The following is a 22,749-nucleotide window of genomic DNA, read 5'->3' as shown; positions in this document are numbered from 1 at the left end:
GGCCCGCGCCGCCGCTCAGCCACTCGCCACCGTCATGCCCTCCACGCGCAGCGTCGGCACGTTGACGCCGTAGCGGAATTCGAGGTCGTTGGCGGGGGTCATCGCGAGGAACATGTCCTTGACGTTGCCGGCGATCGTGAACTCGGCAACCGGCGTGGTGATCTGGCCGTTCTCGATGCGGAAGCCAGCCGCGCCACGGCTGTAATCGCCGGTCACGCCGTTCGCGCCGCCGCCCATCAGTTCGGTGACATAGACGCCCGACTCGATTTCGGCGATCAGCGTTTCGAGGGGTACGTGGCCCGGCTCCATGAACACGTTGCTGGTGGAAACGCCGGGCCCGCCGCCGACACCGCGCGCGGCATGGCCGGTGGGTTCGAGGCCGAGCTGACGCGCCGAGGCGGAATCGAGCAGCCAGCGTTCGAGCATGCCGTCCTCGATGATGTCGCTCGGCGAGACGGGCAGGCCTTCGCCGTCGAACGGGCGCGAGCGCAGGCCGTGCGGGCGGTGCGGATCGTCGCGGATGGTGATGCCGTGCGCAAACACCTGGCTGCCGAGCGAATCGAGCAGGAAGCTGGTCTTCCGCGTGATCGCCTGGCCCGAGATCGCGCCGAGCATGTGGCCGACCAGCGATCCGCCGACGCGGCGGTCGTAGACGATCGTCGTGGGGCCGCTGACGAGGCGGCCGGGGTTGAGCCGCGCGACCGCCTGTTCGCCGGCGCGGCGGCCGATCGCTTCGGGCGATTCGAGATGCGCGCGGAGGCGGGCACTGCTGTGCGCGTAGTCGCGCTGCATGCCGCCGCCTTCACCCGCAAGCACGCTGGCCGACACGCCGTAGCCGGTCGCGGCATAGGCTCCGGCGAATCCGTGGCTGGTGGCCAATGCCCAGACGCTGCGCGAGGCGCTGGCGCCGCCGCCTTCGCTGTTCGAGACGCCGGGGACGGCGCGGGCGGCGTCCTCGGCTTCGAGCGCGGCGTCGCGAAGTTGCTCGGGGCTGGCTTCGCCCCCGTCGTCTAAGCCTAGCATCGGCGTGATGCCGTGGAGCAGGCGTTCGGCGGGTGCCAGACCTGCCCAGGGGTCTTCAGGGGCCTCGCGCGCCATCGCGACCGCGCGTTCAACGAGCGCGTCCATCGCGGCGGTCGACAGGTCGGAGGTGGAGACGCTGGCGGAGCGCTGGCCTACGAACACGCGCAGGCCGAGATCCTCGCTCTCGGAGCGGCCGATATCCTCGAGCTTGCCGAGGCGGATCGACACGTCGAGCGCGGCATCGGCGGCGAAGACCGCGTCGGCGGCGTCGGCGCCCGCCGCCCTCGCGCGCTGGACGATGTCGTGGGCGCGGTCGCGGGCTTGGTCTGGGGTCAGCATATCAGCGACTTAAGGATGCAGGCTCGTGCCGACAACCACGCAGGCGAGGAACATCAGCAGTCCGGCGAAACGGTTCGCGCGGAAGCGGGCGAGTGCGGCGGTGCCCGCGCCCTCGTGCGTGTCGGGTTTGAGCGTGACTACCTGCCAGGCGAGGTGGAGCGCGACGGGAACGAGCGCGGCGATCGCGAGCGGGTCGGGGCGGACTTGCCAGAACGCTGCGGCCCATAACGCGACAGCAGCGACGTAGAAGATGCCGACGCCGGCCTTGACGTGGCTGCCCATCCGGAGGGCAGACGAGCGGATGCCGATCATTGCATCGTCCTCGCGGTCCTGCAGCGCGTAGATCGTGTCGTAGCCGATCACCCACGCGATCGAGCCGGCATAGAGCAGCCACATCGGCGTATCGAGCGACCCGGCGATATCGCTCCAGCCGACCAGCAACGCCCAGGAGAAGACGATGCCGAGCCACGCCTGCGGCCACCAGGTGATGCGCTTCATGAACGGGTAGGCGGCGACCGGCGCGAGGCTGGCGAGCGCGACGATCGCGGCGAAAAAGGTGAGTTGCAGCAGGACGACGAACCCGATCAGGCAGAGCGCGACGAGCCAGACCCAGGCGAGCGTGATCGACACGAGCCCGCTCGGGATGGGGCGGGCGCGGGTGCGGGAGACCTTTGCGTCGAGGTCGCGGTCGATGATGTCGTTGAAGACGCACCCCGCGCCGCGCATCGCGATGCTGCCGAGGAGGAGCCACAGGATCATGTCCCAGCGCTCGACCGCGCCACCGGCGAGTGCGACGCCCCAGGCGCCGGGCCAGAACAGCAGCCACCAGCCGATCGGGCGATCGAACCGCGCTAGCAGCGCGAGGCCACGGAGGGTTGGCGGGAGGCGGCTGACCAACCCTCGGTGTTCGCTGTCGGGGACGATTTCCGCGTGGCTCGGCTGGGTCTGCATCATGGGGGCGTAGGAAGACGGGGTTTGGCGCGCAAGCCTTTGCCGGGTACCGGTGGGGCGTGACGCGTTCGGACCCTCTCGCATGATCGGCCTTTCGGTGGCGGTCGGCCGCTTCGTCGAGGCGTTGTTCTGGGGGATTTTCCGGGTGGCGGGGGCGGTCGCGGGGGTGCTGATCCTCGGGGTGGTGGTTTTGGTTGTTGCGTGGGTGGTGGCGCGGAAGATGTGGGCGCGGCGGAAACGCTGAACGCCCCTTCTCGAAAAGGCGCGTCCTCAAATCCTCCCCGGCACGGGGAGGGGGACCGTTCGCCTCTGGCGAAGGGTGGAGGGGGATCGCCGCGAACGTAACGCTGGCGTAGGGCGAAGCACGCGCCGCAACCCTTGTGGAAGACGCTGAACGCAAGCGCTTCTCGCGTGGAATCCCCCCTCCACCAGCTTTGCTGGTCCCCCTCCCCGTGCCGGGGAGGATTTGCTAGAGGCGAGTTATGCCCGCAACCCCAGCCTGGCCGCCGCAGTCCACGCCGCGCCTCTTCGTCGATACGCCGCTCGCGTCCGGTCCGCTTCACGTCGATGGGCCGGCAGCGCATTATCTCGTCGGGGTGATGCGGATGAAGATCGGCGATCCGGTGAAGCTGTTCGATGATCGGACCGGCGAATGGCTCGGCGTCGCGTCGAGCGTTGGCAAGCGCGATCTGGTGCTCGACGTGACCGAATTGCTGCGACCGCGCGAGGACGTGCCCGATCTTTGGCTCTGCGCCGCGCCGCTGAAGAAGGGCCGCGTGGACTGGATGGCGGAGAAGGCGTGCGAGCTCGGCGTCGCGCGGCTGGTGCCGGTGGTCACGCGGCGGACGATCGTCGACAAGCCCAATACCGAACGTCTGCGCACGCAGATGATCGAGGCGGCGGAGCAATGCGGGCGCACCGCGCTGCCCGAGGTGGCCGAGCCGGTCAAACTTGCCGCGTTGCTGCGGGATTGGCCCGTGGATCGCGCGCTGTTCTTTGCCGACGAGACCGGCGGCGTGCCGGCATTGGAAGCGATGCGCGTGCGACCGGGACCGGCGGCACTCCTGATCGGCCCCGAAGGTGGCTTCGATGCAGACGAACGCGAGGCGATCCGCGCGCATCCGAATGCGGTCGGGATCGGGCTGGGGCCGCGCATCCTCCGGGCGGAAACCGCGGCAGGCGCGGCCGTTGCCTTGTGGATGGCGGCGGCGGGCGACTGGTAGGCGTCCCGACCTCCACGAAGACATTGCTACCGATTGGTCCGAATCCCCTCTAGCCCCCTCGTTCATCGGCGCGTAAGGCGCGGCGATGACGACGATTCCCGCTTCGAAAAAGACCAGCCCGACGATCGAGTCGCGCGACCAGTTGATCGCCAGCTTTGCGGGCGGCGAGAAGCCGAAGGACGCGTGGCGAATCGGCACCGAGCACGAGAAGTTCGTCTATGCGAACGGCGATCACCACGCCCCGTCCTATGACGAGCCGAGCGGCATCCGCGCGTTGCTTGGCGAGCTGGAGCAATATGGCTGGAAGCCGGTCATGGAGGGCGGAAACGCCATCGCCATGTCGGGCCCCGACGGCAGCATCAGCCTGGAGCCTGCGGGCCAGTTCGAGCTGTCGGGCGCGCCGCTCGATTCGCTGCACGAGACTTGCGCCGAGACCGGGCGTCATCTGGAGCAGGTGAAAGCGGCGGGCGAGAAGCTCGGCATCGGCTTCCTCGGGCTCGGCATGTGGCCGGACAAGACGCGTGCGGAACTGCCGACGATGCCCAAGGGACGCTATGCGATCATGCTGCGGCACATGCCCCGGGTCGGCAGCATGGGGCTCGACATGATGCTGCGGACCTGCACGATCCAGGTGAATCTGGATTACGCGTCCGAGGCGGACATGGTGAAGAAATTCCGCGTCGGGCTCGCGCTCCAGCCGCTGGCGACCGCGCTGTTCGCGAACTCGCCGTTCACCGAGGGCAAGCCGAACGGCATGCTGTCGTATCGCAGCCATATCTGGTCCGACACCGATCCGCATCGCACCGGCATGCTGCCGTTCGTGTTCGAGGATGGCTTCGGCTACGAGCGCTATGCCGAGTATGCGCTCGATGTGCCGATGTACTTCGTCTACCGCGAGGGCAAGTATATCGACGCCGCCGGGCTGTCGTTCCGCGACTTCCTGAAGGGCGAATTGTCGGTGTTGCCGGGCGAGAAGCCGACGCTCGACGACTGGACCGATCATCTGTCGACCGCATTCCCCGAGGTGCGGTTGAAGACCTTCCTCGAGATGCGCGGTGCGGACGGCGGCCCGTGGAACCGGATCTGCGCGTTGCCGGCGCTGTGGGTCGGGCTGCTCTACGATCAGGGTGCGCTCGATGCCGCGTGGGATCTGGTCAAGGACTGGACGATCGACGAGCGTCAGGCTCTGCGTGACGCGGTGCCGAAGCTCGGGCTGAACGCGCCGATCGCGGGCGGCGGGAAGCTGCGCGATATCGCGGGCCAAGTGCTCGACATCGCCGGTGCCGGGTTGTCGGCGCGGGCGCGGTTCAATCGGGCGGGCGACAACGAGACCGGCTTCCTCGATCCGCTGCGGGAGATCGTGCGGAGCGGCAAGGTGCCCTCCGAAGTGCTGCTGGAGAAGTATCACGGCGTCTGGAGCGGGGACGTCTCGAAGGTGTACGACGAATCGAGCTTCTAACTGCTCCCCTCCCGTTCGCGGGCGGGGTCGGGGGAGGGCTTGGCCGCGGACGTGTCAGTCGATGGCGAGGTCAGCCCCTCCCCTAACCCCTCCAGTAAACGGGAGGGGAATCAGCCGCGCAACCTCGCGAACAGTCGCGGCACCAGCCCGTTACGCGTCATCCAGTCGAAATAGGCGCGATAGTCCGGGTCGAGCTTCAAATGCCGCTCCTCGGTCTTCGCCCGCCAGAAATACACACCGCCGACCGCGGCTAGCAACAGCGTCGCCCTCGCCGCATCGACGATGCTGCCGGTGGTCAGGATCGGGATCGTCGAGATCCACCAGAACAGGTTCTTCGACAGATAGGCCGGATGCCGCGAGATCGCGTAGGGTCCGTGCGTCAGGATGCCGCGGTTGGTCAGGTTGGAGAAGCGGAAGCCGAACGCCATCGTCGCCCAGGCATAGATCGCGGTCAGCGCGACCAGCACCGCGCCGATCAGTGCGAGCAGCACCGGATGCCCCTGAAACCAGTACGCCCAATCCGACGTGCCCGGGTGATAATCGAGCGGACCGCCGTCGTTCATGAGGATGAACGGCGGATAGCACATCAGCGCCGCCATCCACGCCGCCGCGAACGGGTTGGCGCTGCGGATGTGCGAATCGAGCGGGCGGCACGTCAGGATATAGCCGACCGTCGCGAATGCCACGTCGATCAGGAACATGAACGTGATCAGCCAGTTCGCCAGCGCGACGGGATCGTGCAGCACCGACTGCAGGTCGCCGCGCACGAACGTGGCGAAACCCGGCGGGACGATCGCCAGCATAAAGGCTAGAAAGAAGGTCTTCACACCCCACGCACGAAGATGGCCGTAGATCGCTTCGTTCTCGACACCCGCCTGCCCGGTCATCCAGCCGCCGAGGTGCCAGGCGCCGTCGCGCGGTTCGATCAGATGACGGTCGATCCAGAGCACATAGGGGATCGATGCGACGAACAGGATCGGCGCGGCGTTCGTGAAGCACCACATCGCGAACGCGAAATTACCCTGCCAATATGATCGCACCGTGCCGTAGATGACCGCGATCGCGGCCCATGTCGCCCACAGTCCCGCGAGCTTGGTCAGGCTGGTGTCGAGCGTCGTGCGCAAGGCTCTGGGCGCGGACCAGTCGATCCCCGTACTCGCGTTGCGGTGGACCTTGTCGACCAGCAGCGACCAGGCGACCATCGGCAGCGCGCATGCGACGACGTTGACCAAGGCCGAATAGGGGCCGTCCAACCCATACCAACGCGCGATCCCCAGCCAGACGAAGATGCCGATCAGGCCGCTGAGGCCGGCGGCGCCGCTGACCGCTGAGCGCGGGCGTGGATCGGGCTCGGCTCGAGCGGAAAGCGCATCATCATGATCCATCGCCATGGTCCGTAGCGCGGAATGGTAAGCAACGCGTGAACCATCTGGCCCTTTGCAGGCAAAGCCTCGCGGGGTAACTGCCAAGAGGCTGCCATGTGGGTGCTTGCGCCGACCGCGCGGCGACGCTAGTTCGGGGCTTCGCTACGGCGTGCCGAGCGGGTGTAGTACAATGGTAGTACAGCAGCCTTCCAAGCTGAATACACGGGTTCGATTCCCGTCATCCGCTCCAGCATTCCCTCATGTCGGCACGCTTATACGTCGACCATGCGCGCAAGCAGTCCCGTCATCCGCCTGCGCCCGAGCGTCGTAAGCTGGACATGCGAGCGGCGACCGTCGCGTTCGTCGCGCGTTCGCTCCACGAGTCCCGAATCCTGCAGCATCGTCAGATACCGCAGCGCCGTCGCCGAGGGGGCGCGCGCGCCGATGCACACTGCCGATACGCTCAGCCGAAGGCCGTCGTCGTCGGAGATGAACAGGTCGAGCAGGATATCCCATGCCGGTTCGGAGAACAGGCTGGTGCCGAGCAGGTCGTCGCGGATCTTTCGCATGGCGTAAAGCCGCCGCGCGACCTCGACCAGAGCCGGGTCATGCAGGATAGGCAGTGGACTGTGTTTCAGGGCGATGCCCGAAACGATGGAAGATGCGTAGGTCATGAGCGCTGTGTCCGATTACGCTTCAACGCATCGTCGGATCCTGGCGGCTCCAATCGAGATCCCAGCCCCTTGCCCGGATTCGTCGCGAGTGCCTGGCTGTCCCGATCACGAGAAGCAGAACGATGGGGTAACTCCAGGCTGCGGAGAGCAGCGCGTAGACGAGCCGGATCACGTCGGGGCTGATCGCCCTGGCCAGATGCGCCCCGGTCCCCAGCGCATGCAGCGCGGTAACCCAGGCCGGCCAGAAACGATCGGCGCTCAGCGTGATCCCGATCATCACCGCAAGCAGCATCAGGTCGACGATCATGACGCCCAGTTCCAACCCCGAAAACAGCGAAGGAACGTTGCGCTCGACGATACCGGTCGACACTGCTGCAAGCAGCAGCGCCAGACCCGTGAGCCGCTCCGGTGCGCCACCCCGAAGGATCGCGTAGGCCGAAGCCGCCAACTGTATCGAATAGAAGATCCAGACCCGATCCAACTTTAGCCTCCGAAGCAGGACCGAAATCGGCCAATCAGGCCACCGCTGCCAAACGCAGGGGCGTCTCGGCGCGTAGTGCGCCTTCGTTGGGCGGGCATTGGGCGGTATCGCCGTAACCGTAGAACTGGCCGAGCCCGATATCCGTCCGCACCTGGACGAGCGCCTGATGCGCTTCGACGAACCGCTGGCGGGCGTTGATGATGTCGAGCGACGCCTGCGAGATCATCTGCAGGGCGGCGACGCCCGTGCCGACCGGCAGGTTGGCGGCGACGCGCTGTTGCAGCAGCGTCGCGACGCACGACGCGGCGAGCATGGCTGCCTCGTCGACGGCGGCTTCCGCCTTCAGGAATTGCTGTGTGACCGCGTCGGTCGCGGTGCGGCGTTCTTTCAACATCGTTATCTCCCCCGTGGCGCCGCCGTTGACGGGCCATGTATCGGAGCAGCGTGGTCGCGATTCGCCCGCAACAGGCTGGTCAGCGTCATCGCCATGTTCACGAGCGCCATCGAGGTGATGGCGATCAGGCCCATGAGTCCGATCAGTCTGACGATCCTGTCGCCTCTCGAAACCCGGTTCCGCGCTGCGCCGATCGGCCCGCTCTGCTGGGACAATCCCATGAAGCGGCGAACGAGCCCCCATGGCTCGATCTGGTCGACCTTTGGGGGTGCGGATGGGGGGATGGGAACGTCGATTGGTTCGGATGGGAGCCGTTCGTATGTCAGAATGGGTGTATCGGTCGGGTCTGCCGCATCAGGCGCAGGGCGCTCCTGCGTGACGACATTGCCGTCCGCGCCCTCATGCTCCTGGAGCCGACGCGCCGCCTCGAACCGGGTGCCGACGCCGAGAATCTGGATCGCGCGTTCGATGCGCTTGTCGATCGCCGATGGCGAGACGCCGAAGATCGCCGCGATCTCCTTCGAATTGTGATGCGTTAGCACCAGCCGCAAGCAGGCGCGCTGAGCTTCGGTCAGTTGATCGATGCGTCCCCCGGTCATGCCCGCGTAGTAGCGCTATCGCGCCGCGGTTGCACCTGCCGAGTGTTCGATGCGGAACGATGTTTCGGGAAACTGAATGGTATACGTATTGGTCAAGTTCTGGCCGAAACGGTCCCGTTGCTTGGTACATGCTCAGATAAGGTCACGAGTTGTTGGAATGACGCACAAAGGGCCGGGGATCGCTCCCCGGCCCTTTGCCTTGGTCGATGTGTCTGGCTTGGAACCGAGCATCGGCGGAGCCGCTGCTGTCGTCGGACGGGATCGGTGGCTTGCGCCGCCGACCCGCCGGCCGTCCTCAGTCAAAGTCACAGCCAAAATGGCTGCGACTTTGACCTTCGGATCAGAAGTCCATGCCGCCCATGCCGCCCATGCCGCCGCCGCCCATGGGCATGGCGGGCTTGTCTTCGGCCATTTCGCTCACGGCCGCTTCGGTCGTGATCAGGAGGCCTGCGACCGATGCTGCGTTCTGCAGCGCGGTGCGGACGACCTTGGTCGGATCGATCACGCCGGCTTCCACCAGGTTCTCGTACGTGTCGGTCGCGGCGTTGAAGCCGATGTTCGAGTCGTTGCCGTCGAGCAGCTTGCCCGAAACAACCGCACCGTCATGACCGGCGTTCTGCGCGATCTGACGAACCAGAGCCGTCAGCGACTTGCGAACGATATCGATGCCGCGCGTCTGGTCGTCGTTCGCACCCTCGAGGCCATCAAGCGCCTTGGTTGCGTACAGCAGAGCCGTACCGCCGCCGGGGACGATGCCTTCTTCGACAGCTGCGCGGGTTGCGTGCAGCGCGTCGTCGACGCGGTCCTTGCGCTCCTTGACCTCAACCTCGGAAGACCCACCGACCTTGATCACGGCAACGCCACCAGCGAGCTTCGCGAGACGCTCCTGGAGCTTCTCCTTGTCGTAGTCGCTGGTCGTGTTCTCGATCTGCTGGCGGATCGCTTCGGTACGGCCCTTGATCGTGTCGTGATCGCCGGCACCGTCGACGATGACGGTGTTGTCCTTGTCGATCGTGACGCGCTTGGCGGTGCCGAGCATGCCGAGCGTGACGGTCTCGAGCTTGATGCCGAGGTCTTCCGAGATCATCTCGCCCTTGGTCAGGATCGCGATGTCCTCGAGCATCGCCTTGCGACGATCGCCGAAGCCCGGTGCCTTGACCGCTGCGACCTTCAGGCCGCCGCGCAGCTTGTTGACGACGAGCGTGGCCAGAGCCTCACCCTCGATGTCCTCGGCGATGATCAGGAGCGGACGACCCGACTGAACGACGGCTTCCAGGATCGGGAGCATCGCCTGCAGGTTCGAGAGCTTCTTCTCGTGGATCAGGATGTAGGGATCCTGAAGCTCGACGGTCATCTTCTCGGGGTTGGTGATGAAGTACGGCGACAGATAGCCGCGGTCGAACTGCATGCCCTCGACGACGTCGAGCTCGAATTCGAGACCCTTCGCTTCCTCGACGGTGATCACGCCTTCCTTGCCGACCTTCTCCATGGCTTCGGCGATCTTCTCGCCGACTTCACGGTCGCCGTTTGCCGAGATGATGCCGACCTGCGCCACTTCCTTCGAACCCGAAACCGGCTTCGAGCGCGCCTTGACGTCCTCGACGACCTTGATGACGGCGAGATCGATGCCGCGCTTCAGGTCCATCGGGTTCATGCCCGCTGCGACCGACTTCATGCCCTCGCGAACGATGGCCTGCGCCAGAACCGTCGCGGTGGTGGTGCCGTCGCCGGCGATGTCGTTGGTCTTCGAGGCCACTTCGCGCAGCATCTGCGCACCCATGTTCTCGAACTTGTCCTTGAGCTCGATCTCCTTGGCGACGGTGACGCCGTCCTTGGTGATGCGCGGTGCGCCGAAGCTCTTGTCGATGACGACGTTGCGGCCCTTGGGGCCCAAGGTCACCTTGACTGCGTCGGCGAGGATGTCGACGCCGCGAAGGATGCGCTCACGCGCGTCACGACCGAATTTTACGTCCTTGGAAGCCATGTCAGCTGCCCTTTCAAAAAGTGGAAGTTCACAAAGTGCAGACGCTGGCGCGAGTTTCGCCGCCAGCATTCCCTGGCCCGTTCACGTCAGTGATACCTGACGATGCCGAGCCCGTTGGCGTCAGCCGACGATACCAAGGATGTCCGATTCCTTCATGATGAGGAGGTCCTCACCGTCGACCTTGACCTCGGTGCCCGACCATTTGCCGAACAGGATCTTGTCGCCGGTCTTGACGTCGAGCGGGGTGATCGTGCCGTTCTCGGCGCGGGTCCCGGTGCCGATGGCGACGACTTCGCCTTCCTGCGGCTTTTCCTTGGCGGTGTCGGGGATGATGATGCCGCCAGCCGTCTTCTCTTCGGCTTCGAGGCGCTTCACCAGCACGCGATCATGCAACGGACGAAAGTTCATGGGGTCCATGTCCTTTTGGATTGTGACAGATTTCTGGCACTCGAGGTTATCGAGTGCCAACGGACGGCATATGTGCCTCGGGGTGCGGCATGTCAAAGGTTCCGGGGGCGAATTTTTTTCGGACGGGCGTGGTATTCGGGTATCGTGGCTGAGAGGCATTGAACGATAGCACTGCCATTCTCCTGCGAACGCAAGAGCCCAGGGTCACGGAGGGCGGTGCTTGGTATCCTGGGCTCCTGCGTTCGCAGGAGAACTAGGAGAGTTGGGTCGATGCTGCCTTTTGCTCCGCTTGCGGTAGGGGTCGGGGGAGGGGTTTCTTGGGCGGGTGCTTGTGGGACTCCCCTCCCCTAACCCCTCCCGCAAGTGGGAGGGGATTGCGTGGTGATTGGGATAGATGGGCGCGCTACAACGCTTCTGTATTGGCACCGTAATACAGGGCATTTACCTCGGTCCGCGCATGCTCTAGCTCTCGTGTCATGACCGATACCGCTGCGCCGTCCTACGCCCCCTCCTATGTCGACCCTGCCCGCCCGCCGCGGAAGAAATGGCGGCTCGTGCGAGGTGTGTGGAAGTTCCTCGTGGCGATCAAGGACGCGCTCGTCCTGATCGCGATGTTGCTGTTCTTCGGGCTGATCTTCGCGGCGCTCAACGCGCGGCAGAGCACGACGGCGATCAAGGACGGTGCGCTGGTGCTCGACCTCAACGGCTCGATCGTCGAGCAGCCCGAGGAACAGGCCGCGTTCGCCGCACTTTCGGGGCAGAGCCGGACCCGGCAGTTTCGCCTGCGCGACGTGGTCCGCTCGATCGACACCGCGCGGACCGATGCGCGCGTGAAAGTGGTCGTGCTCGATCTCGACAGCTTCGGTGGTGCGTATCCGGCGGCGCTGGGCGAGGTCGGCGATGCGCTGGCGCGGGTGCGGGCGAGCGGCAAGCCGGTGCTCGCCTATGCGACGGCGTACACCGATGGCGGATACCGCCTGGCGGCGAATGCGAGCGAGATCTGGGTCAACCCGATGGGCGGCACGATCTTCATGGGGCCCGGCGGAAGCCAGCTCTATTACAAGGGCCTGATCGACAAGCTCGGCGTCAATGCGCACGTCTACCGCGTCGGCCGCTACAAGTCGTTCGTCGAGCCCTACACGCGGGCCGACCAGAGCGACGACGCGCGCGCCGCCAGCACTGCGCTGTACGGGACGCTATTCTCGCAGTGGCGTGAGGCCGTCGCGAAAGCACGCCCCAAGGCACAGATCGCGCAGTTCATGAGCGCGCCCGACAAGGTGATCCTCGCGGCGAACGGCAACATCGCCGACGCAAACCTGCGCGCAGGCATCGTCGACAAGCTCGGTGATCGGACCGCGTTCGGGCGCCGCGTGGCGGAGATCGCCGGCAGCGACGCCAGCAAGCCGGCGGGTAACTACACCGCGATCAAATACGATGCCTGGGTGAAGGCGAACCCCCTCCCCACCGCGGGCGACGCGATCGGCGTGCTGACGATCGCCGGCGATATCGTCGACGGCGAGGGCGGCCCCGGCAAGGCGGCGGGCAAGACGATCGAGAAGGCGGTGCTCGATGGGCTCGCCAAGAAGACACTGAAGGCTCTCGTCGTGCGCGTCGATTCGCCGGGTGGATCGGTGATGGCGTCGGAGCAGATCCGACTCGCGATCCTCGAAGCCAAGCGCCAGAAACTGCCCGTGATCGTGTCGATGGGCGGCATGGCCGCGAGTGGCGGGTACTGGGTGTCGACGCCCGCCGACGTGATCTTCGCCGAGCCCGGCACGATCACCGGCTCGATCGGTATCTTCGGCGTGGTGCCGACGTTCGAGAACGCGCTCGCCAAGATCGGCGTGACCAGCGACGGGGTGAAGACCACGCCGCTGTCGGGCCAGCCCGACGTCACCGGCGGGACCACGCCGATGTTCGACGCGATCGCACAGGCCGGCATCGAGAACGGCTATCGCGAATTCCTCGAGCGCGTCGCCGCGTCGCGCAAGATGACGCCGGCGCGGGTCGACGAGATCGGCCAGGGCCGCGTCTGGGATGGCGGCACCGCACGCCAGATCGGTCTGGTCGACCGGTTCGGGACGTTGCAGGACGCGATCGACGAGGCCGCCAAGCGCGCCAAGCTCGATCCCGCCAAGGTGCATGCCGAGTATCTGGAGAAGAAGCCGGGCTTCCTCGCGGCGATCGCGCAGGATTTCGGCAATGACGGCGACGATGATGCCGGCGGCGGCGACGCCTTCGCGCATGTCGCGGCGGATCGTCGCCAGATGCTCGCACGGGCGGTCGGCGACATGAAGCGGCTGGCGACGTCGGGCTCGATCCAGGTCCGCTGCCTGGAGTGCGGCGGGATGGGACCGACGACCGCGGACATCGGCGATGCCAAGCTGCTCGATCTGCTGCTGGCACGGATCGGGTTCTGATGGTGGCCCCCGCGTCTCGGGCAGTCGGCAACGGCGGCGGGATCGTCATCCGGGCGGCAGTGCCCGAGGATGCCGCGTCGATCGCGGCAATCTATGCGCCGCACGTGTTGGTCGGGACGGTATCGTTCGAGACCGAGGCGCCCGATGCGGGCGAGATGCGCGCGCGGATGGCGGTGTCGGACGGGCTGTACCCGTGGCTGGTCGCGACGATCGGCTCGGAGGGTGGCGTGCTGGCGTATGCCTATGCGTCGGCGTTCCACAAGCGCGAGGCCTACCGGTTCGCGTGCGAGACGACGATCTACGTCGCGGATGCGGCGCAGCGCCAGGGTGCGGGGCGGCTGTTGTACGAGGCGCTGATCGATACGCTGCGCGCGCAGGGGTTTACGCAGGCGATAGGGGCGATCGCGTTGCCGAACGACGGCTCGATCAAGCTGCATGAGGCGGTCGGGTTTCGACGCGCGGGAGTGTACCGCGAGGTCGGCTACAAGAACGGGCAATGGATCGATGTCGGGCATTGGCAGTGCGCGCTGACCGAGCCTTCGGTGCCGCCGGTGGAGCCGAAGCGGTTTGCGGATGTCGGGGTGGTGCGGGGGTAAAGCTTCCGCACCTCATTATAGAAGGATTATAGAAGGCTCGCGCGAACACTCACACCACCCCGGCGAAGGCCGGGGCCCAATTGGTGAGGTTGTAGTAACGTAGCGCGGTCCGTCGTTAGCAACGTCCCCCAATTGGGCCCCGGCCTTCGCCGGGGTGGTGGCGGTGTTGGGAGGCGCTTTCTCCAATGAGCAGCGATCAGGCCGACGAGCGACAACCGTCGGCTCAGGTTCAACCGCCCACCCTACCTTGTTCTCCCGCGAAGGCGGGAGCCCAGACTGGGTCTCCGCCTTCGCGGGGAAACATACTTGGCGCGGACGAGGTTAGCGGCGTCCACCGTACGCAGGCAGCGCCAGATGAAAGCGGATCGCTGCCGCCCTCAGCGTGAACCCGGCACTCGCCGCGATCACCGCCGCCCAGCTCAGCGGTACGCCCAGCAACACCAGCCCGACATAACTCGCCGCCGCCAGCGCCGCCGCCGTCACGTACAGCTCCGGCCGCATCAGGATCGACGGCTCGCCCGCCAGCACGTCGCGGATGATGCCGCCGACGCACGCGGTCATCACCCCCATCAGCGCCGCCGGCACCGGTGGCACGCCATAGCCGAGCGCCTTGGCCGCGCCGTACACCGCGTACGCCGCGAGCCCGACCGCGTCGAACCACCCGAGCGCCTCGCCCTTCCACCAGCGCTCGGGCGTCACCCAGATCAGCAGCGCCATGCCGAGGCACACGCTCGCCGCCCGCGCGTCATGCACCCAGAACACCGGCGCGCCGATCAGCAGGTCGCGCACCGTGCCGCCGCCGACACCGGTGATCAGCCCGAAGAATACCAGCGTCACGAACGTCTGGCCTCGCTTGGCCGCGGCGAGTGCGCCCGACGCGGCGAACACCGCGAGGCCGGCGAGGTCGAACCACGGCGCGGCGACGGGCAGGATCTCGACGGGCAGCGGAACGGGCAGCATCAGGGGGGCGTAATCGCCTGACCTCAGACGGTAAAGCGGAAGTGCGAACGCCAACGCGATACGCTGAACAAACATGAACGCGGTGTTGTTTTCGGTTCATGAAACCGTCGGTATAGTCCTCTCGTTACATCATCAGATCAATCAATACGGGAGTTTATCCATGCGTAAGTTCATCCTCGCACTCGGCCTTGGCGCGATGGTCCTGCCGACCGTCCTCGTTCCCGTGTCGGCCGCCGATGCGCGCGATCGTCGCGAGTGGCGTGGTCGTGACGGCCGCGTCTACTGCAAGAAGAACAACGGCACGACCGGCACGATCATCGGCGGCGTCGGCGGCGCACTGCTCGGCCGTACGGTCGACACCCGCGGCGACCGCACGGTCGGCACGCTGGGCGGCGCCGTCCTCGGTGGCCTCGCCGGTCGCGCGATCGACAAGGGCACGAGCAACAACGACCGTCGTTGCCGCTGACACTCATCGGCTAAATCAATGTCGCTATTTCGGTAGTTGCGCGTTGTGGAAGGGCGTCGTGGGAAACCGCGACGCCTTTTTTCTTGTCCGATGAAGGATCAAAACGATGACCACACGCAGCGGTTCGGCGAAGTATGAAGGCCTCGGCAAGGACGGCAAGGGTCATGTCTCGACACAGTCGGGCGTGTTGTCGAACAACCCCTACGGCTTCAACACGCGGTTCGAGAACGAGCCCGGCACCAACCCCGAGGAGCTGATCGCGGCCGCGCATGCGTCGTGCTTCACGATGGCGCTGAGCTTCGCGCTCGCCGGCAAGGGCTATGAGGCTGGCACGCTCGAGACGTCCGCCAAGGTGACGCTCGACAAGGATGGCGACGGGTTCAAGATCACCAAGTCGGCGCTGACGCTGAACGCCAAGGTCGACGGCATCTCGAAGGAGGAGTTCGAGGCAATCGCCGCAGACGCCAAGGCGAACTGCCCGGTGTCGAAGGTGCTCAACGCCGAGATCACGCTGGAGCATAACCTCGCCGCATAACGGCGAGTAATTTTCGCAATCAGGAGGGCCCGGTGGAAACGCCGGGCCCTTCTTGCGTCAGATGATCCCGCCGCCGAGGCTGAGGCGGAGCGCGAAGATGATAATCAGGACGATGTTGAGGTTGCGGCCACCGCTGCTCGACGACAGTGCGCCGACCGCGGCGCCGACGATGCCGATCGGGATGACGAGCCAATTCATCCAGCCGAGCAACGGGATGAACGCGACGAGGCCAAGCACCAGAGTGACGAGGCCGATGAGGATCGAGACGATGTTCAGCATGGGGTGAACATGGCGAGTCGCGGGGGTTCGGGCAAGATCGGCGTCACGCGCGCGGTTGGGGACATGCGGAAAACGCTTTCTTCACCGTATTTCGCGCATAGGATGCGGGTGATGAGTTTTCCCTTCCGCCCCGCCCTGATCCTTTTGCCGCTCGCGCTGGCCGCGTGCGGACGATCGTCGACCGACCAGCAGAATCTCAACAGCCTCGATGCCGAGCTGACCAATGGGACGCGCGATCCGGCGGTCGGCGAGTCGCTTGGCGCGCAGATCATGGTCGATCCGCGACTGGCGCAATCGGCGAACACCGGTGGAACGCGCCCGCAGCAGCAGACCGGACCAGGTGCGGTGCCCGCGGACGTGGCGTTGCAGAAGGATCCGGTCGATCCGGCGACGCTGAAGCGAGCACCGGCGCCGTCGAACGACTGCCCGGAGTGCAAATCCGCGGATGGCGCACTGACGCTGGGCGCGCTGGCAGAGCGGCAGAAGACGCCGGATTCTGCGACTTGTGCGCAGAAGATCGGCTATTCGGCGGGGTGGGCGAACCGGTTGCCGGCGGACCTGTCGCTGTATCCGGCGGCATGGTTGACCGAGGCTGCTGGGGCGGATCGGGACGGGTGTCGGTTGCGCGTGGTGAGTTTCGCGAGCGCTGCGCCGATGCAGAAGATGCTCGACTGGTATTTTACGAAGGCTAGCGCGGCGGGGTATTCGGCTGGGCATAGTACGGATGGCAAGCAGCATGTGCTGGGCGGGGTTCGGGGGAACGACGCTTACGTGGTGTATGTGACGGCGCGGGCTGGTGGCGGGAGCGATGTGGATCTGGTTTCCAACGCTGGGCGGTGAGGTGTTGCGATAGGTGCACCACCCCGGCGGAGGCCGGGGCCCAATTGGGAAACGTTGCTAACTAAGCGCCGTCCTTCGTTACTGCGACCTTTCCAATTGGGTCCCGGCCTTCGCCGGGGTGGTGGCGTATGGGGGTGGCGTCATCTCTTCCCTCCTTGTTCTCCCGCGAAGGCGGGAGTCCAGTCTGGGTCCCCGCCTTCGCGGGGAAACATTTTAGGACAGGGCTCGAACGGTGATCTCGAACTGACCAAGGGGAGACGCGCGCCTTCCACCAACCCCACCTTTCCGTTTTGCCCGATTCACGCTAGGGCGCGAGAATGCTTCCCCTTCTCTATGTCATGGTCGGTGGTGCGGTCGGATCCAGCGCGCGCTATCTGACTGGCCGCGCGATGCTGTCGTTGCTGGGGCCGGACTATCCCTTTGGTACGCTTGCCGTGAATGTGATCGGTGGATTGCTAATGGGGGTGCTGGTTGGCGTACTCGCCCGCAATACCGCTTCGGAAACGTGGCGGCTGTTGCTCGGCGTGGGCGTGCTTGGGGGATTCACGACGTTTTCAGCGTTCTCGCTGGACGTCGTCACGATGATCGAGCGAGGCGCAATCGGCGTCGCGTTCGGGTATGTTTTGGTGTCGGTGATCGGTTCGGTCGCCGCGTTGTTCGCGGGTCTCTCCGCAGTAAGGGCCGTCGCATGACTGCGGGCAAAAGCGATAGCGATACGGGTTTCCGCGAGTTCAACGTCGGGTTCGACGATGACGGCATCCGGCTCGACCGGTGGTTCAAGCGGCATCTGCCCGACACGAGCTTCACGACGGTGGCGATGTGGGCGCGCACCGGGCAGCTCCGCGTCGACGGCGCGCGTGCGACGCCGGGCGACCGGATAGCGGCAGGCCAGATGCTCCGCGTGCCGCCGCCCGAAGCCGACAAGGCCGCCGCCGACGTCGACAAGCCCAGGCGCGTCCGCGAGCGCGTGATCCTGTCCGACGAGGAAACCGAACTCGCGCAGAGCATGGTCATCCACAAGGATTTCCAGGCATTCGTGCTGAACAAGCCGCCGGGCCTGGCGACGCAGGGCGGGACCAAGACGACGCAGCATGTCGATGGGCTGCTCGACGGGTTGCAGTACGACAACGAGGGGCGGCCGAAGCTGGTCCACCGGCTCGACAAGGATACGTCCGGCGCGCTGCTGGTGGCGCGGACGTCGCGAGCGGCGGCGTTCTTCGCAAAGGCGTTTTCAGGGCGGACCGCGCGGAAAGTCTACTGGGCGCTGGTGGTCGACGTGCCGTCGATCGAGGACGGCATGATCGAGCTGCCGATCGCCAAGCAGCCGGGCACCGGCGGCGAGAAGATGCACGTCGACGAGGCCGAGGGCGCACCGGCGCGGACGCGGTACCGCGTGATCGAGCGGGCGGGTAACCGCGCGGCGTGGGTCGAGTTGCAGCCGTTTACGGGGCGCACGCACCAGTTGCGCGTGCACATGGCGGCGATCGGTCATCCTATCGTCGGTGATGGCAAGTACGGTGGGGCCGCTGCGTTCCTGACCGGCGGGATCTCGCGGAAGATGCATCTGCATGCTCGCCGCATCAAGGTGGATCATCCGGATGGCGGGTCGATCGACGTGACCGCCGAGCTGCCGACGCATTTCGCGGAGAGCCTCAAGCAATTGGGCTTCGAGGAGAAGCTGGGCGACGACCTGGTGCTCGACGAGAAGACCGCGCCGACGCGCGAGCAGATGAAGTCGCGGGCCAAGGCACATGCGAAGTCGGTGCGGAAAGACCGTAAGGGTGAGCGGCGTGGGCGTGGGGTTGTCGAGGAGAAGGCGGCGGGCAAGCCTGCGCCGAAGACGGGTGGGCCTCGGACCGGGGCTGGGTCGAAGTTCGGGGCGCCGCGGAGCGGGCCTCGGGTTGAGGGGGCCAAGCCGGCTGGGCGTGGGCGTCCGGGTGGCGCTGGGAAGCCTGGCCCGCGGAGTGGGCCTGGGACTCGGTAATTGATGCTCTTCGGCTGACGCGTGCCCTCACCCTTCCCACGGCCAAGCGGCCGCGGGCCCCTTCCCGCTCCCCTGAGGGGAGAGGGTGAAGTGGTAAGCTGTGCGCTCAACCTTCCCATACTGCTCCACCCCGGCGAAGGCCGGGGCCCAATTGGAAAGGTTGAGGTAACGGAGCAATGACTTCCGTTACCGACGTGCCCCAATTGGGCCCCGGCCTTCGCCGGGGTGGGGTTTGAGTTGGTTGAAGGCGCCTTGCCACAAGCCGTTCCCCCGCGAAGGCGGGGGTCCAGGAGCCACGATCGCGTCGCTGCTTGATTCCTGGGCCCCCGCCTTCGCGGGGGGAATCTACAGAGCGCAGTTAGCGCCCTACTTCAGCCACCCCAGCAGCAACCGCCGCACACTCTCCGTCACCGTCCCGAACACGATATGCGACGCCGCGCTGTACAGATGCGTCGTCGGTGGGGTGTTCCACGGCGCCTCGCCCAGCCCCACCGCCGGCACCGCCGCCTCGTCGAGCAACGCCGTCGTCGCCGCAGCGAACGCGGTGCCGTAGCCTGCGGTCACCGAAGGCCGGTATTCCGCCGCCACCGCGTAGGCGATCCCCAGCCCTGCCCCGAGTGCATAATGCACGACCTGTCCGGCAAGCGGCTTGCGGTTGTCGGAGATGTCGTGGCCGACCACCACCTGCGACACCTTGTCCGCCGCCTTCTCAGTCGCAGGCTCGGAATCGCTCTCCGACGAGGACAGCGCGGCGACGCCGGCCTGGAAGCGGTCCATCACGAACGAGGCGGCCAAGCCGGCGACCAGGCCAGCGGCGGCGGCGGCCCAGATGTTCGGGGTGTCGGTCTGTGCGTGCGCCATCGTTGAGTCTCCAGAGCTATCCGACACGAACCGTTCGCAGGCGTGCGCGTTCCGGTTTGGCGTTCCCTCGCGTGCACGCGTGATCTACGAGGCGGCGATGCGTTGGAAAATCTCATGACCCGCCTTGCCGTGTTCGATTGCGACGGGACGCTCGTCGACAGCCAGGCGAATATCTGCGTCGCGTGCGAGCGTGCGTTCGAGGGTGCCGGACTGATCCCGCCGCCGCGCGCCGACATTCGGCGGATCGTGGGCTTAAGCCTCGTCGAGGCAATGCAGGTGTTGCTGCCGGAGGCGGACGACGCGCTGCACCGCTCGCTCGCTACCGATTACAAGAATGCGTTCCATGCGATGCGCGCGAGTGGCGAGCTTGCCGACGAGCCACTGTTCGCGGGGATTGCGGAGGTGCTGGGGACGCTCGCCGCAGACGGCTGGGCGCTGGGCGTGGCGACGGGGAAGTCCGATCGCGGGCTCGCACATATCCTCGCCGCGCACGGGATCACCGAGCGTTTCGTGACGTTGCAGACCGCGGATCGGCACCCGTCGAAGCCCGATCCGGCGATGCTGCTCGCGGCGATCGCGGAAGCAGGTGCTGCCGTGGAGACGACCGCGATGATCGGCGATACGAGCTTCGACATGGCGATGGCGCGCGCGGCGCGGGTGCGGGCCGTCGGAGTCGCGTGGGGGTATCACGACGTGCACGAGCTTTCGGACGCGGGGGCGGATGTCGTTGCGACGACCGTGCCTGACCTGCTGCATATGGTGGCGCGGCCATGACCGACGCTGACAAGCTGGCGCAGCGGCGCTGGTTCGTGCTGGTCGGCGTCCGGCTGGCGGGGGTTGCGGGCGCGCTGCTCGGGCTGATCCTGATCGCGCGCGCGCATGATCTGGGGCCGAAGATCCTCGGGACGGCGATCGTGCTGTCGGCGATGGCGATGATCGCGATCGTGCCGCGCAGCCTTGCGCATCGCTGGCGGAGTCCCGACGCGTGAAGCGGTTCTGGACAGACGTCGCGATCGATGCGGATCGGGTGGTGACGCTCGACGGCAAGCCGGTGCGGACGCCCGGGCGGCGACCGCTGGCGTTGCCGAGCGATGCGCTGGCCGAGGCGGTCGCGGAGGAATGGCGTGCGGTCGGCGAGACGATCGATCCGCGGACGATGCCGCTGACGGGCCTAGCCAATGCGGCGACCGATCCGATTGCGAACGATCCTGCGCAGTTCGCCGCGCGGCTGGCGGCGTATGGCGAGAGCGACCTGCTCTGCTACCGCGCGGAGGGGCCGCCGCTGCTGGTCGAGCGGCAGGCGGCGTCCTGGGATCCGCTGCTGGCGTGGGCGCGGGGGCGATATGACGTGACGTTCGCGGTCACCACCGGCGTGATGCACGTCGCGCAACCGGACGCGACGATCGCGCGACTGCACGAGGCCGTGGCGGCGTATGACGATTTTCGGTTGGCCGGGTTGTCGCCGGTGGTGACGCTGACCGGGTCGCTAGTGATCGGGCTGGCGCTGATCGAGGGCGAGATCGATGCGGATGCGGCCTGGGCTGCCGCGGGGATCGATGAGGATTGGTCGGTCGAGATGTGGGGCGAGGACTGGCAGGCGGCGGAGTTGCGCGCGTTGAAGCGGCGCGAGTTCGGGTTGGGCGTCGAGTTTCTAGAACTACTCTAGCCCCCCTCCCTGGAAGGGAGGGGTTGGGGGTGGGTGGGCCTGTTGGCTGACGCAGCGATCCCCAGCGGCCGACCCACCCCCGGCCCCTCCCTTTCAGGGAGGGGTGAAGTTAGCGCGTCAGGCGGCGGATAAAACCGATCAACCCGGTCTGGCGCGAGCGCTTGAGGCGCTCCGCCGCCAGGATCGTCTTCACGCCGCGGATGCAGCTGTCGACGTCGTCGTTGACCAGCACGTAGTCATAGCCGTCCCAGTGGCTGACCTCGTTCGCCGCGCGCGACATGCGGGCCTCGATCACCTCTTCCGAATCGGTGCCGCGGCTGGTTAGGCGGCGATGGAGTTCTTCCATCGAAGGCGGGAAGATGAAGACGCGGACGACGTCGCCGCCGGCGATCTGGAACAGCTGTTGGGCGCCCTGCCAATCTATGTCGAAGAGCACATCTTTGCCGGCTGCGAGCAGTTCCTCGACCTGAGCGCGCGGGGTGCCGTAGCGGTGGTTGAAGACGTGCGCCCATTCGAGGAACTCGTCCTTCGCGACCATGTCGCGAAAGCCTTCGAGATCGGTGAAATGGTAATCTTTCCCATCGACTTCGCCGGGTCGCACCGACCGGGTCGTGACCGAGACCGACATCTCGAGTTCGTGCTCGTCCGCGAGCAATCTGCGCGCGATGGTCGACTTGCCGGCACCGGACGGCGAGGACAGGACGAACAGGACTCCGCGACGACGGAAACCATGCGGGTCGGACGGAAGTGTGTGGGGCATGCGCGCCCTTGCCGCGGACCGCATATGGGCGTCAACCCATGCGCGGCCCGCGCGTGGTATTACGAAGGCGGATTAATAGCCGGCCTTGCGGGCCTTGTTGCGGTCATAGGCCTTCTTGGCTGCGTAACCGCCGCCGAGGATCATGCCGAGTGGGCCCATGCGGCGCATCAGGCCCATCGCCACGACGCCCTTTACTGCACCCGAGGCGCCGCCCGAACCGTCGCGACGGCCCATCTCGCGGCCGACCAATGCACTGATAATACGTCCGATCATGCTTCTGACTCCCCGAAAACCTGGTCCTTGAGTTCCGCTGCACCGCGCAGCACTGCCCAGCCGATCGCGTAGGTCACGGCTAGCGGCACGACGACCTTGAGTACGTTGGCGGTGATCGCACCGATGATCGCGCCGTCCGCGTTGCCGTCGTCGCCGCTGAGCGAGTCGATGCCTGCGCCGATCAGCGCGCCTATGGTCGTTGCGCCCACG

Annotated in this window: 28 protein-coding genes and 1 tRNA gene; 14 read left to right on the top strand and 15 right to left on the bottom strand. The window is 66.4% G+C overall.

The features are described 5' to 3' along the window. Positions 1-15 precede the first annotated feature (15 nt). Together C8J43_RS06075 and ubiA are read right to left on the bottom strand one after the other, a co-directional pair. A complete protein-coding gene (locus tag C8J43_RS06075; protein ID WP_133030170.1) occupies positions 16-1,362 on the bottom strand; it encodes a TldD/PmbA family protein in 1,347 nt (448 codons plus the stop codon). Between the two features lie 9 nt (positions 1,363-1,371). Further along, positions 1,372-2,313 carry a 4-hydroxybenzoate octaprenyltransferase gene (gene ubiA / locus C8J43_RS06070; protein WP_133030169.1) on the bottom strand — a complete coding sequence of 314 codons (942 nt, stop codon included), beginning with the start codon at positions 2,311-2,313 and terminating at the stop codon, positions 1,372-1,374. An 82-nt stretch (positions 2,314-2,395) separates the two neighbouring features. On the opposite strand from ubiA, the gene C8J43_RS21825 reads away from it, so the two are divergent. The 3 genes from C8J43_RS21825 (at position 2,396) to C8J43_RS06055 (ending at position 4,995) form a co-directional block, all read left to right on the top strand. Beyond that, positions 2,396-2,557: a hypothetical protein gene (locus C8J43_RS21825; protein ID WP_165899558.1), complete on the top strand. Its 162-nt coding sequence runs from the start codon at positions 2,396-2,398 to the stop codon at positions 2,555-2,557. A gap of 238 nt (positions 2,558-2,795) precedes the next feature. Continuing rightward, positions 2,796-3,536: a 16S rRNA (uracil(1498)-N(3))-methyltransferase gene (locus tag C8J43_RS06060; RefSeq protein WP_133030168.1), complete on the top strand. Its 741-nt coding sequence runs from the start codon at positions 2,796-2,798 to the stop codon at positions 3,534-3,536. 85 nt (positions 3,537-3,621) lie between these two features. Continuing rightward, positions 3,622-4,995, top strand: coding sequence for a glutamate--cysteine ligase (locus tag C8J43_RS06055; protein ID WP_133030167.1), 1,374 nt, complete (start codon positions 3,622-3,624; stop codon positions 4,993-4,995). A gap of 110 nt (positions 4,996-5,105) precedes the next feature. On the opposite strand, the gene C8J43_RS06050 is transcribed toward C8J43_RS06055, so the two are convergent. Next, positions 5,106-6,380: an isoprenylcysteine carboxylmethyltransferase family protein gene (locus C8J43_RS06050; protein WP_133030166.1), complete on the bottom strand. Its 1,275-nt coding sequence runs from the start codon at positions 6,378-6,380 to the stop codon at positions 5,106-5,108. 155 nt (positions 6,381-6,535) lie between these two features. Between C8J43_RS06050 and C8J43_RS06045 the strand changes: the two genes are divergently transcribed. Beyond that, positions 6,536-6,609, top strand: a tRNA-Gly gene (locus C8J43_RS06045). Between the two features lie 22 nt (positions 6,610-6,631). On the opposite strand, the gene C8J43_RS06040 is transcribed toward C8J43_RS06045, so the two are convergent. The 6 genes from C8J43_RS06040 to groES all read right to left on the bottom strand — a co-directional run bounded on the left by C8J43_RS06040 (position 6,632) and on the right by groES (position 10,899). Next, positions 6,632-7,033, bottom strand: coding sequence for a winged helix DNA-binding protein (locus C8J43_RS06040; RefSeq protein WP_056052022.1), 402 nt, complete (start codon positions 7,031-7,033; stop codon positions 6,632-6,634). Between the two features lie 22 nt (positions 7,034-7,055). After that, the gene (locus C8J43_RS06035) at positions 7,056-7,514 is read right to left on the bottom strand and encodes a hypothetical protein (RefSeq protein ID WP_056052025.1); all 459 of its coding nucleotides are present in this window, start codon (positions 7,512-7,514) and stop codon (positions 7,056-7,058) included. Positions 7,515-7,548: 34 nt separating this feature from the next. Next, entirely contained in the window at positions 7,549-7,908 is a 360-nt protein-coding gene (locus C8J43_RS06030; protein ID WP_056052029.1) for a hypothetical protein, read from the bottom strand. A gap of 2 nt (positions 7,909-7,910) precedes the next feature. Then, a complete protein-coding gene (locus C8J43_RS06025; RefSeq protein WP_056052032.1) occupies positions 7,911-8,507 on the bottom strand; it encodes a sigma factor-like helix-turn-helix DNA-binding protein in 597 nt (198 codons plus the stop codon). A gap of 340 nt (positions 8,508-8,847) precedes the next feature. Next, positions 8,848-10,491 carry a chaperonin GroEL gene (gene groL, locus C8J43_RS06020; protein WP_056052034.1) on the bottom strand — a complete coding sequence of 548 codons (1,644 nt, stop codon included), beginning with the start codon at positions 10,489-10,491 and terminating at the stop codon, positions 8,848-8,850. 120 nt (positions 10,492-10,611) lie between these two features. Beyond that, on the bottom strand, positions 10,612-10,899 hold the full coding sequence (gene groES, locus C8J43_RS06015; protein WP_056052039.1) for a co-chaperone GroES: 288 nt from the start codon (positions 10,897-10,899) through the stop codon (positions 10,612-10,614). A gap of 476 nt (positions 10,900-11,375) precedes the next feature. On the opposite strand from groES, the gene sppA reads away from it, so the two are divergent. Further along, positions 11,376-13,319, top strand: coding sequence for a signal peptide peptidase SppA (gene sppA, locus C8J43_RS06010; RefSeq protein ID WP_133030165.1), 1,944 nt, complete (start codon positions 11,376-11,378; stop codon positions 13,317-13,319). Further along, entirely contained in the window at positions 13,319-13,915 is a 597-nt protein-coding gene (locus C8J43_RS06005) for a GNAT family N-acetyltransferase (protein ID WP_133030164.1), read from the top strand. Before sppA ends, C8J43_RS06005 begins: the two co-directional genes overlap by 1 nt. 321 nt (positions 13,916-14,236) lie before the next feature. Here the strand turns inward: C8J43_RS06005 and C8J43_RS06000 are convergent, their stop codons facing one another. Further along, positions 14,237-14,875, bottom strand: a complete 639-nt coding sequence (locus tag C8J43_RS06000) for a trimeric intracellular cation channel family protein (protein WP_133030163.1) — start codon at positions 14,873-14,875, stop codon at positions 14,237-14,239. A 160-nt stretch (positions 14,876-15,035) separates the two neighbouring features. Between C8J43_RS06000 and C8J43_RS05995 the strand changes: the two genes are divergently transcribed. Both C8J43_RS05995 and C8J43_RS05990 read left to right on the top strand, forming a co-directional pair. Then, entirely contained in the window at positions 15,036-15,341 is a 306-nt protein-coding gene (locus C8J43_RS05995) for a glycine zipper 2TM domain-containing protein (protein ID WP_121884198.1), read from the top strand. A 106-nt stretch (positions 15,342-15,447) separates the two neighbouring features. Then, a complete protein-coding gene (locus tag C8J43_RS05990) occupies positions 15,448-15,876 on the top strand; it encodes an OsmC family protein (RefSeq protein WP_056052049.1) in 429 nt (142 codons plus the stop codon). A 57-nt stretch (positions 15,877-15,933) separates the two neighbouring features. Here C8J43_RS05990 and C8J43_RS05985 read toward each other — a convergent pair whose 3' ends face one another. Further along, positions 15,934-16,155, bottom strand: a complete 222-nt coding sequence (locus C8J43_RS05985; protein WP_056052052.1) for a hypothetical protein — start codon at positions 16,153-16,155, stop codon at positions 15,934-15,936. Positions 16,156-16,266: 111 nt separating this feature from the next. On the opposite strand from C8J43_RS05985, the gene C8J43_RS05980 reads away from it, so the two are divergent. The 3 genes from C8J43_RS05980 (at position 16,267) to C8J43_RS05970 (ending at position 18,979) form a co-directional block, all read left to right on the top strand. Then, positions 16,267-16,995: a hypothetical protein gene (locus C8J43_RS05980; protein WP_133030162.1), complete on the top strand. Its 729-nt coding sequence runs from the start codon at positions 16,267-16,269 to the stop codon at positions 16,993-16,995. Between the two features lie 317 nt (positions 16,996-17,312). Beyond that, a complete protein-coding gene (gene crcB, locus C8J43_RS05975; protein WP_207893341.1) occupies positions 17,313-17,687 on the top strand; it encodes a fluoride efflux transporter CrcB in 375 nt (124 codons plus the stop codon). Next, positions 17,684-18,979: an RluA family pseudouridine synthase gene (locus C8J43_RS05970; RefSeq protein ID WP_133030161.1), complete on the top strand. Its 1,296-nt coding sequence runs from the start codon at positions 17,684-17,686 to the stop codon at positions 18,977-18,979. The genes crcB and C8J43_RS05970 overlap by 4 nt, the downstream gene beginning before the upstream one ends. A 366-nt stretch (positions 18,980-19,345) precedes the next feature. Here C8J43_RS05970 and C8J43_RS05965 read toward each other — a convergent pair whose 3' ends face one another. Continuing rightward, positions 19,346-19,840: a DUF1440 domain-containing protein gene (locus C8J43_RS05965; RefSeq protein ID WP_133030160.1), complete on the bottom strand. Its 495-nt coding sequence runs from the start codon at positions 19,838-19,840 to the stop codon at positions 19,346-19,348. 114 nt (positions 19,841-19,954) lie between these two features. On the opposite strand from C8J43_RS05965, the gene C8J43_RS05960 reads away from it, so the two are divergent. The 3 genes from C8J43_RS05960 to C8J43_RS05950 are packed head-to-tail and all read left to right on the top strand — an operon-like array spanning position 19,955 to position 21,506. Continuing rightward, the gene (locus tag C8J43_RS05960) at positions 19,955-20,614 is read left to right on the top strand and encodes an HAD-IA family hydrolase (RefSeq protein WP_133030159.1); all 660 of its coding nucleotides are present in this window, start codon (positions 19,955-19,957) and stop codon (positions 20,612-20,614) included. After that, complete coding sequence (locus C8J43_RS05955) at positions 20,611-20,829, top strand: hypothetical protein (protein WP_056489735.1); 219 nt, start codon at positions 20,611-20,613, stop codon at positions 20,827-20,829. Before C8J43_RS05960 ends, C8J43_RS05955 begins: the two co-directional genes overlap by 4 nt. After that, complete coding sequence (locus tag C8J43_RS05950; RefSeq protein ID WP_133030158.1) at positions 20,826-21,506, top strand: ATP12 family protein; 681 nt, start codon at positions 20,826-20,828, stop codon at positions 21,504-21,506. The genes C8J43_RS05955 and C8J43_RS05950 overlap by 4 nt, the downstream gene beginning before the upstream one ends. 109 nt (positions 21,507-21,615) lie before the next feature. Here the strand turns inward: C8J43_RS05950 and gmk are convergent, their stop codons facing one another. From gmk to C8J43_RS05935, 3 genes are all read right to left on the bottom strand, one after another. Then, the gene (gene gmk / locus C8J43_RS05945; protein WP_056489738.1) at positions 21,616-22,266 is read right to left on the bottom strand and encodes a guanylate kinase; all 651 of its coding nucleotides are present in this window, start codon (positions 22,264-22,266) and stop codon (positions 21,616-21,618) included. A 72-nt stretch (positions 22,267-22,338) separates the two neighbouring features. Beyond that, entirely contained in the window at positions 22,339-22,539 is a 201-nt protein-coding gene (locus C8J43_RS05940) for a hypothetical protein (protein WP_056052077.1), read from the bottom strand. Continuing rightward, positions 22,536-22,748 (bottom strand): hypothetical protein, encoded by a 213-nt coding sequence (locus C8J43_RS05935; RefSeq protein WP_056489740.1) that lies wholly within the window; start codon positions 22,746-22,748, stop codon positions 22,536-22,538. Before C8J43_RS05935 ends, C8J43_RS05940 begins: the two co-directional genes overlap by 4 nt. Between the last annotated feature and the right edge of the window lies 1 nt (position 22,749).

Source organism: Sphingomonas sp. PP-CE-1G-424 (genome assembly GCF_004341085.1).
Taxonomy (GTDB): domain Bacteria; phylum Pseudomonadota; class Alphaproteobacteria; order Sphingomonadales; family Sphingomonadaceae; genus Sphingomonas.
Note: the sequence above shows the minus strand (reverse complement) of the source record. Positions and strands in the feature narration are given on the sequence as shown.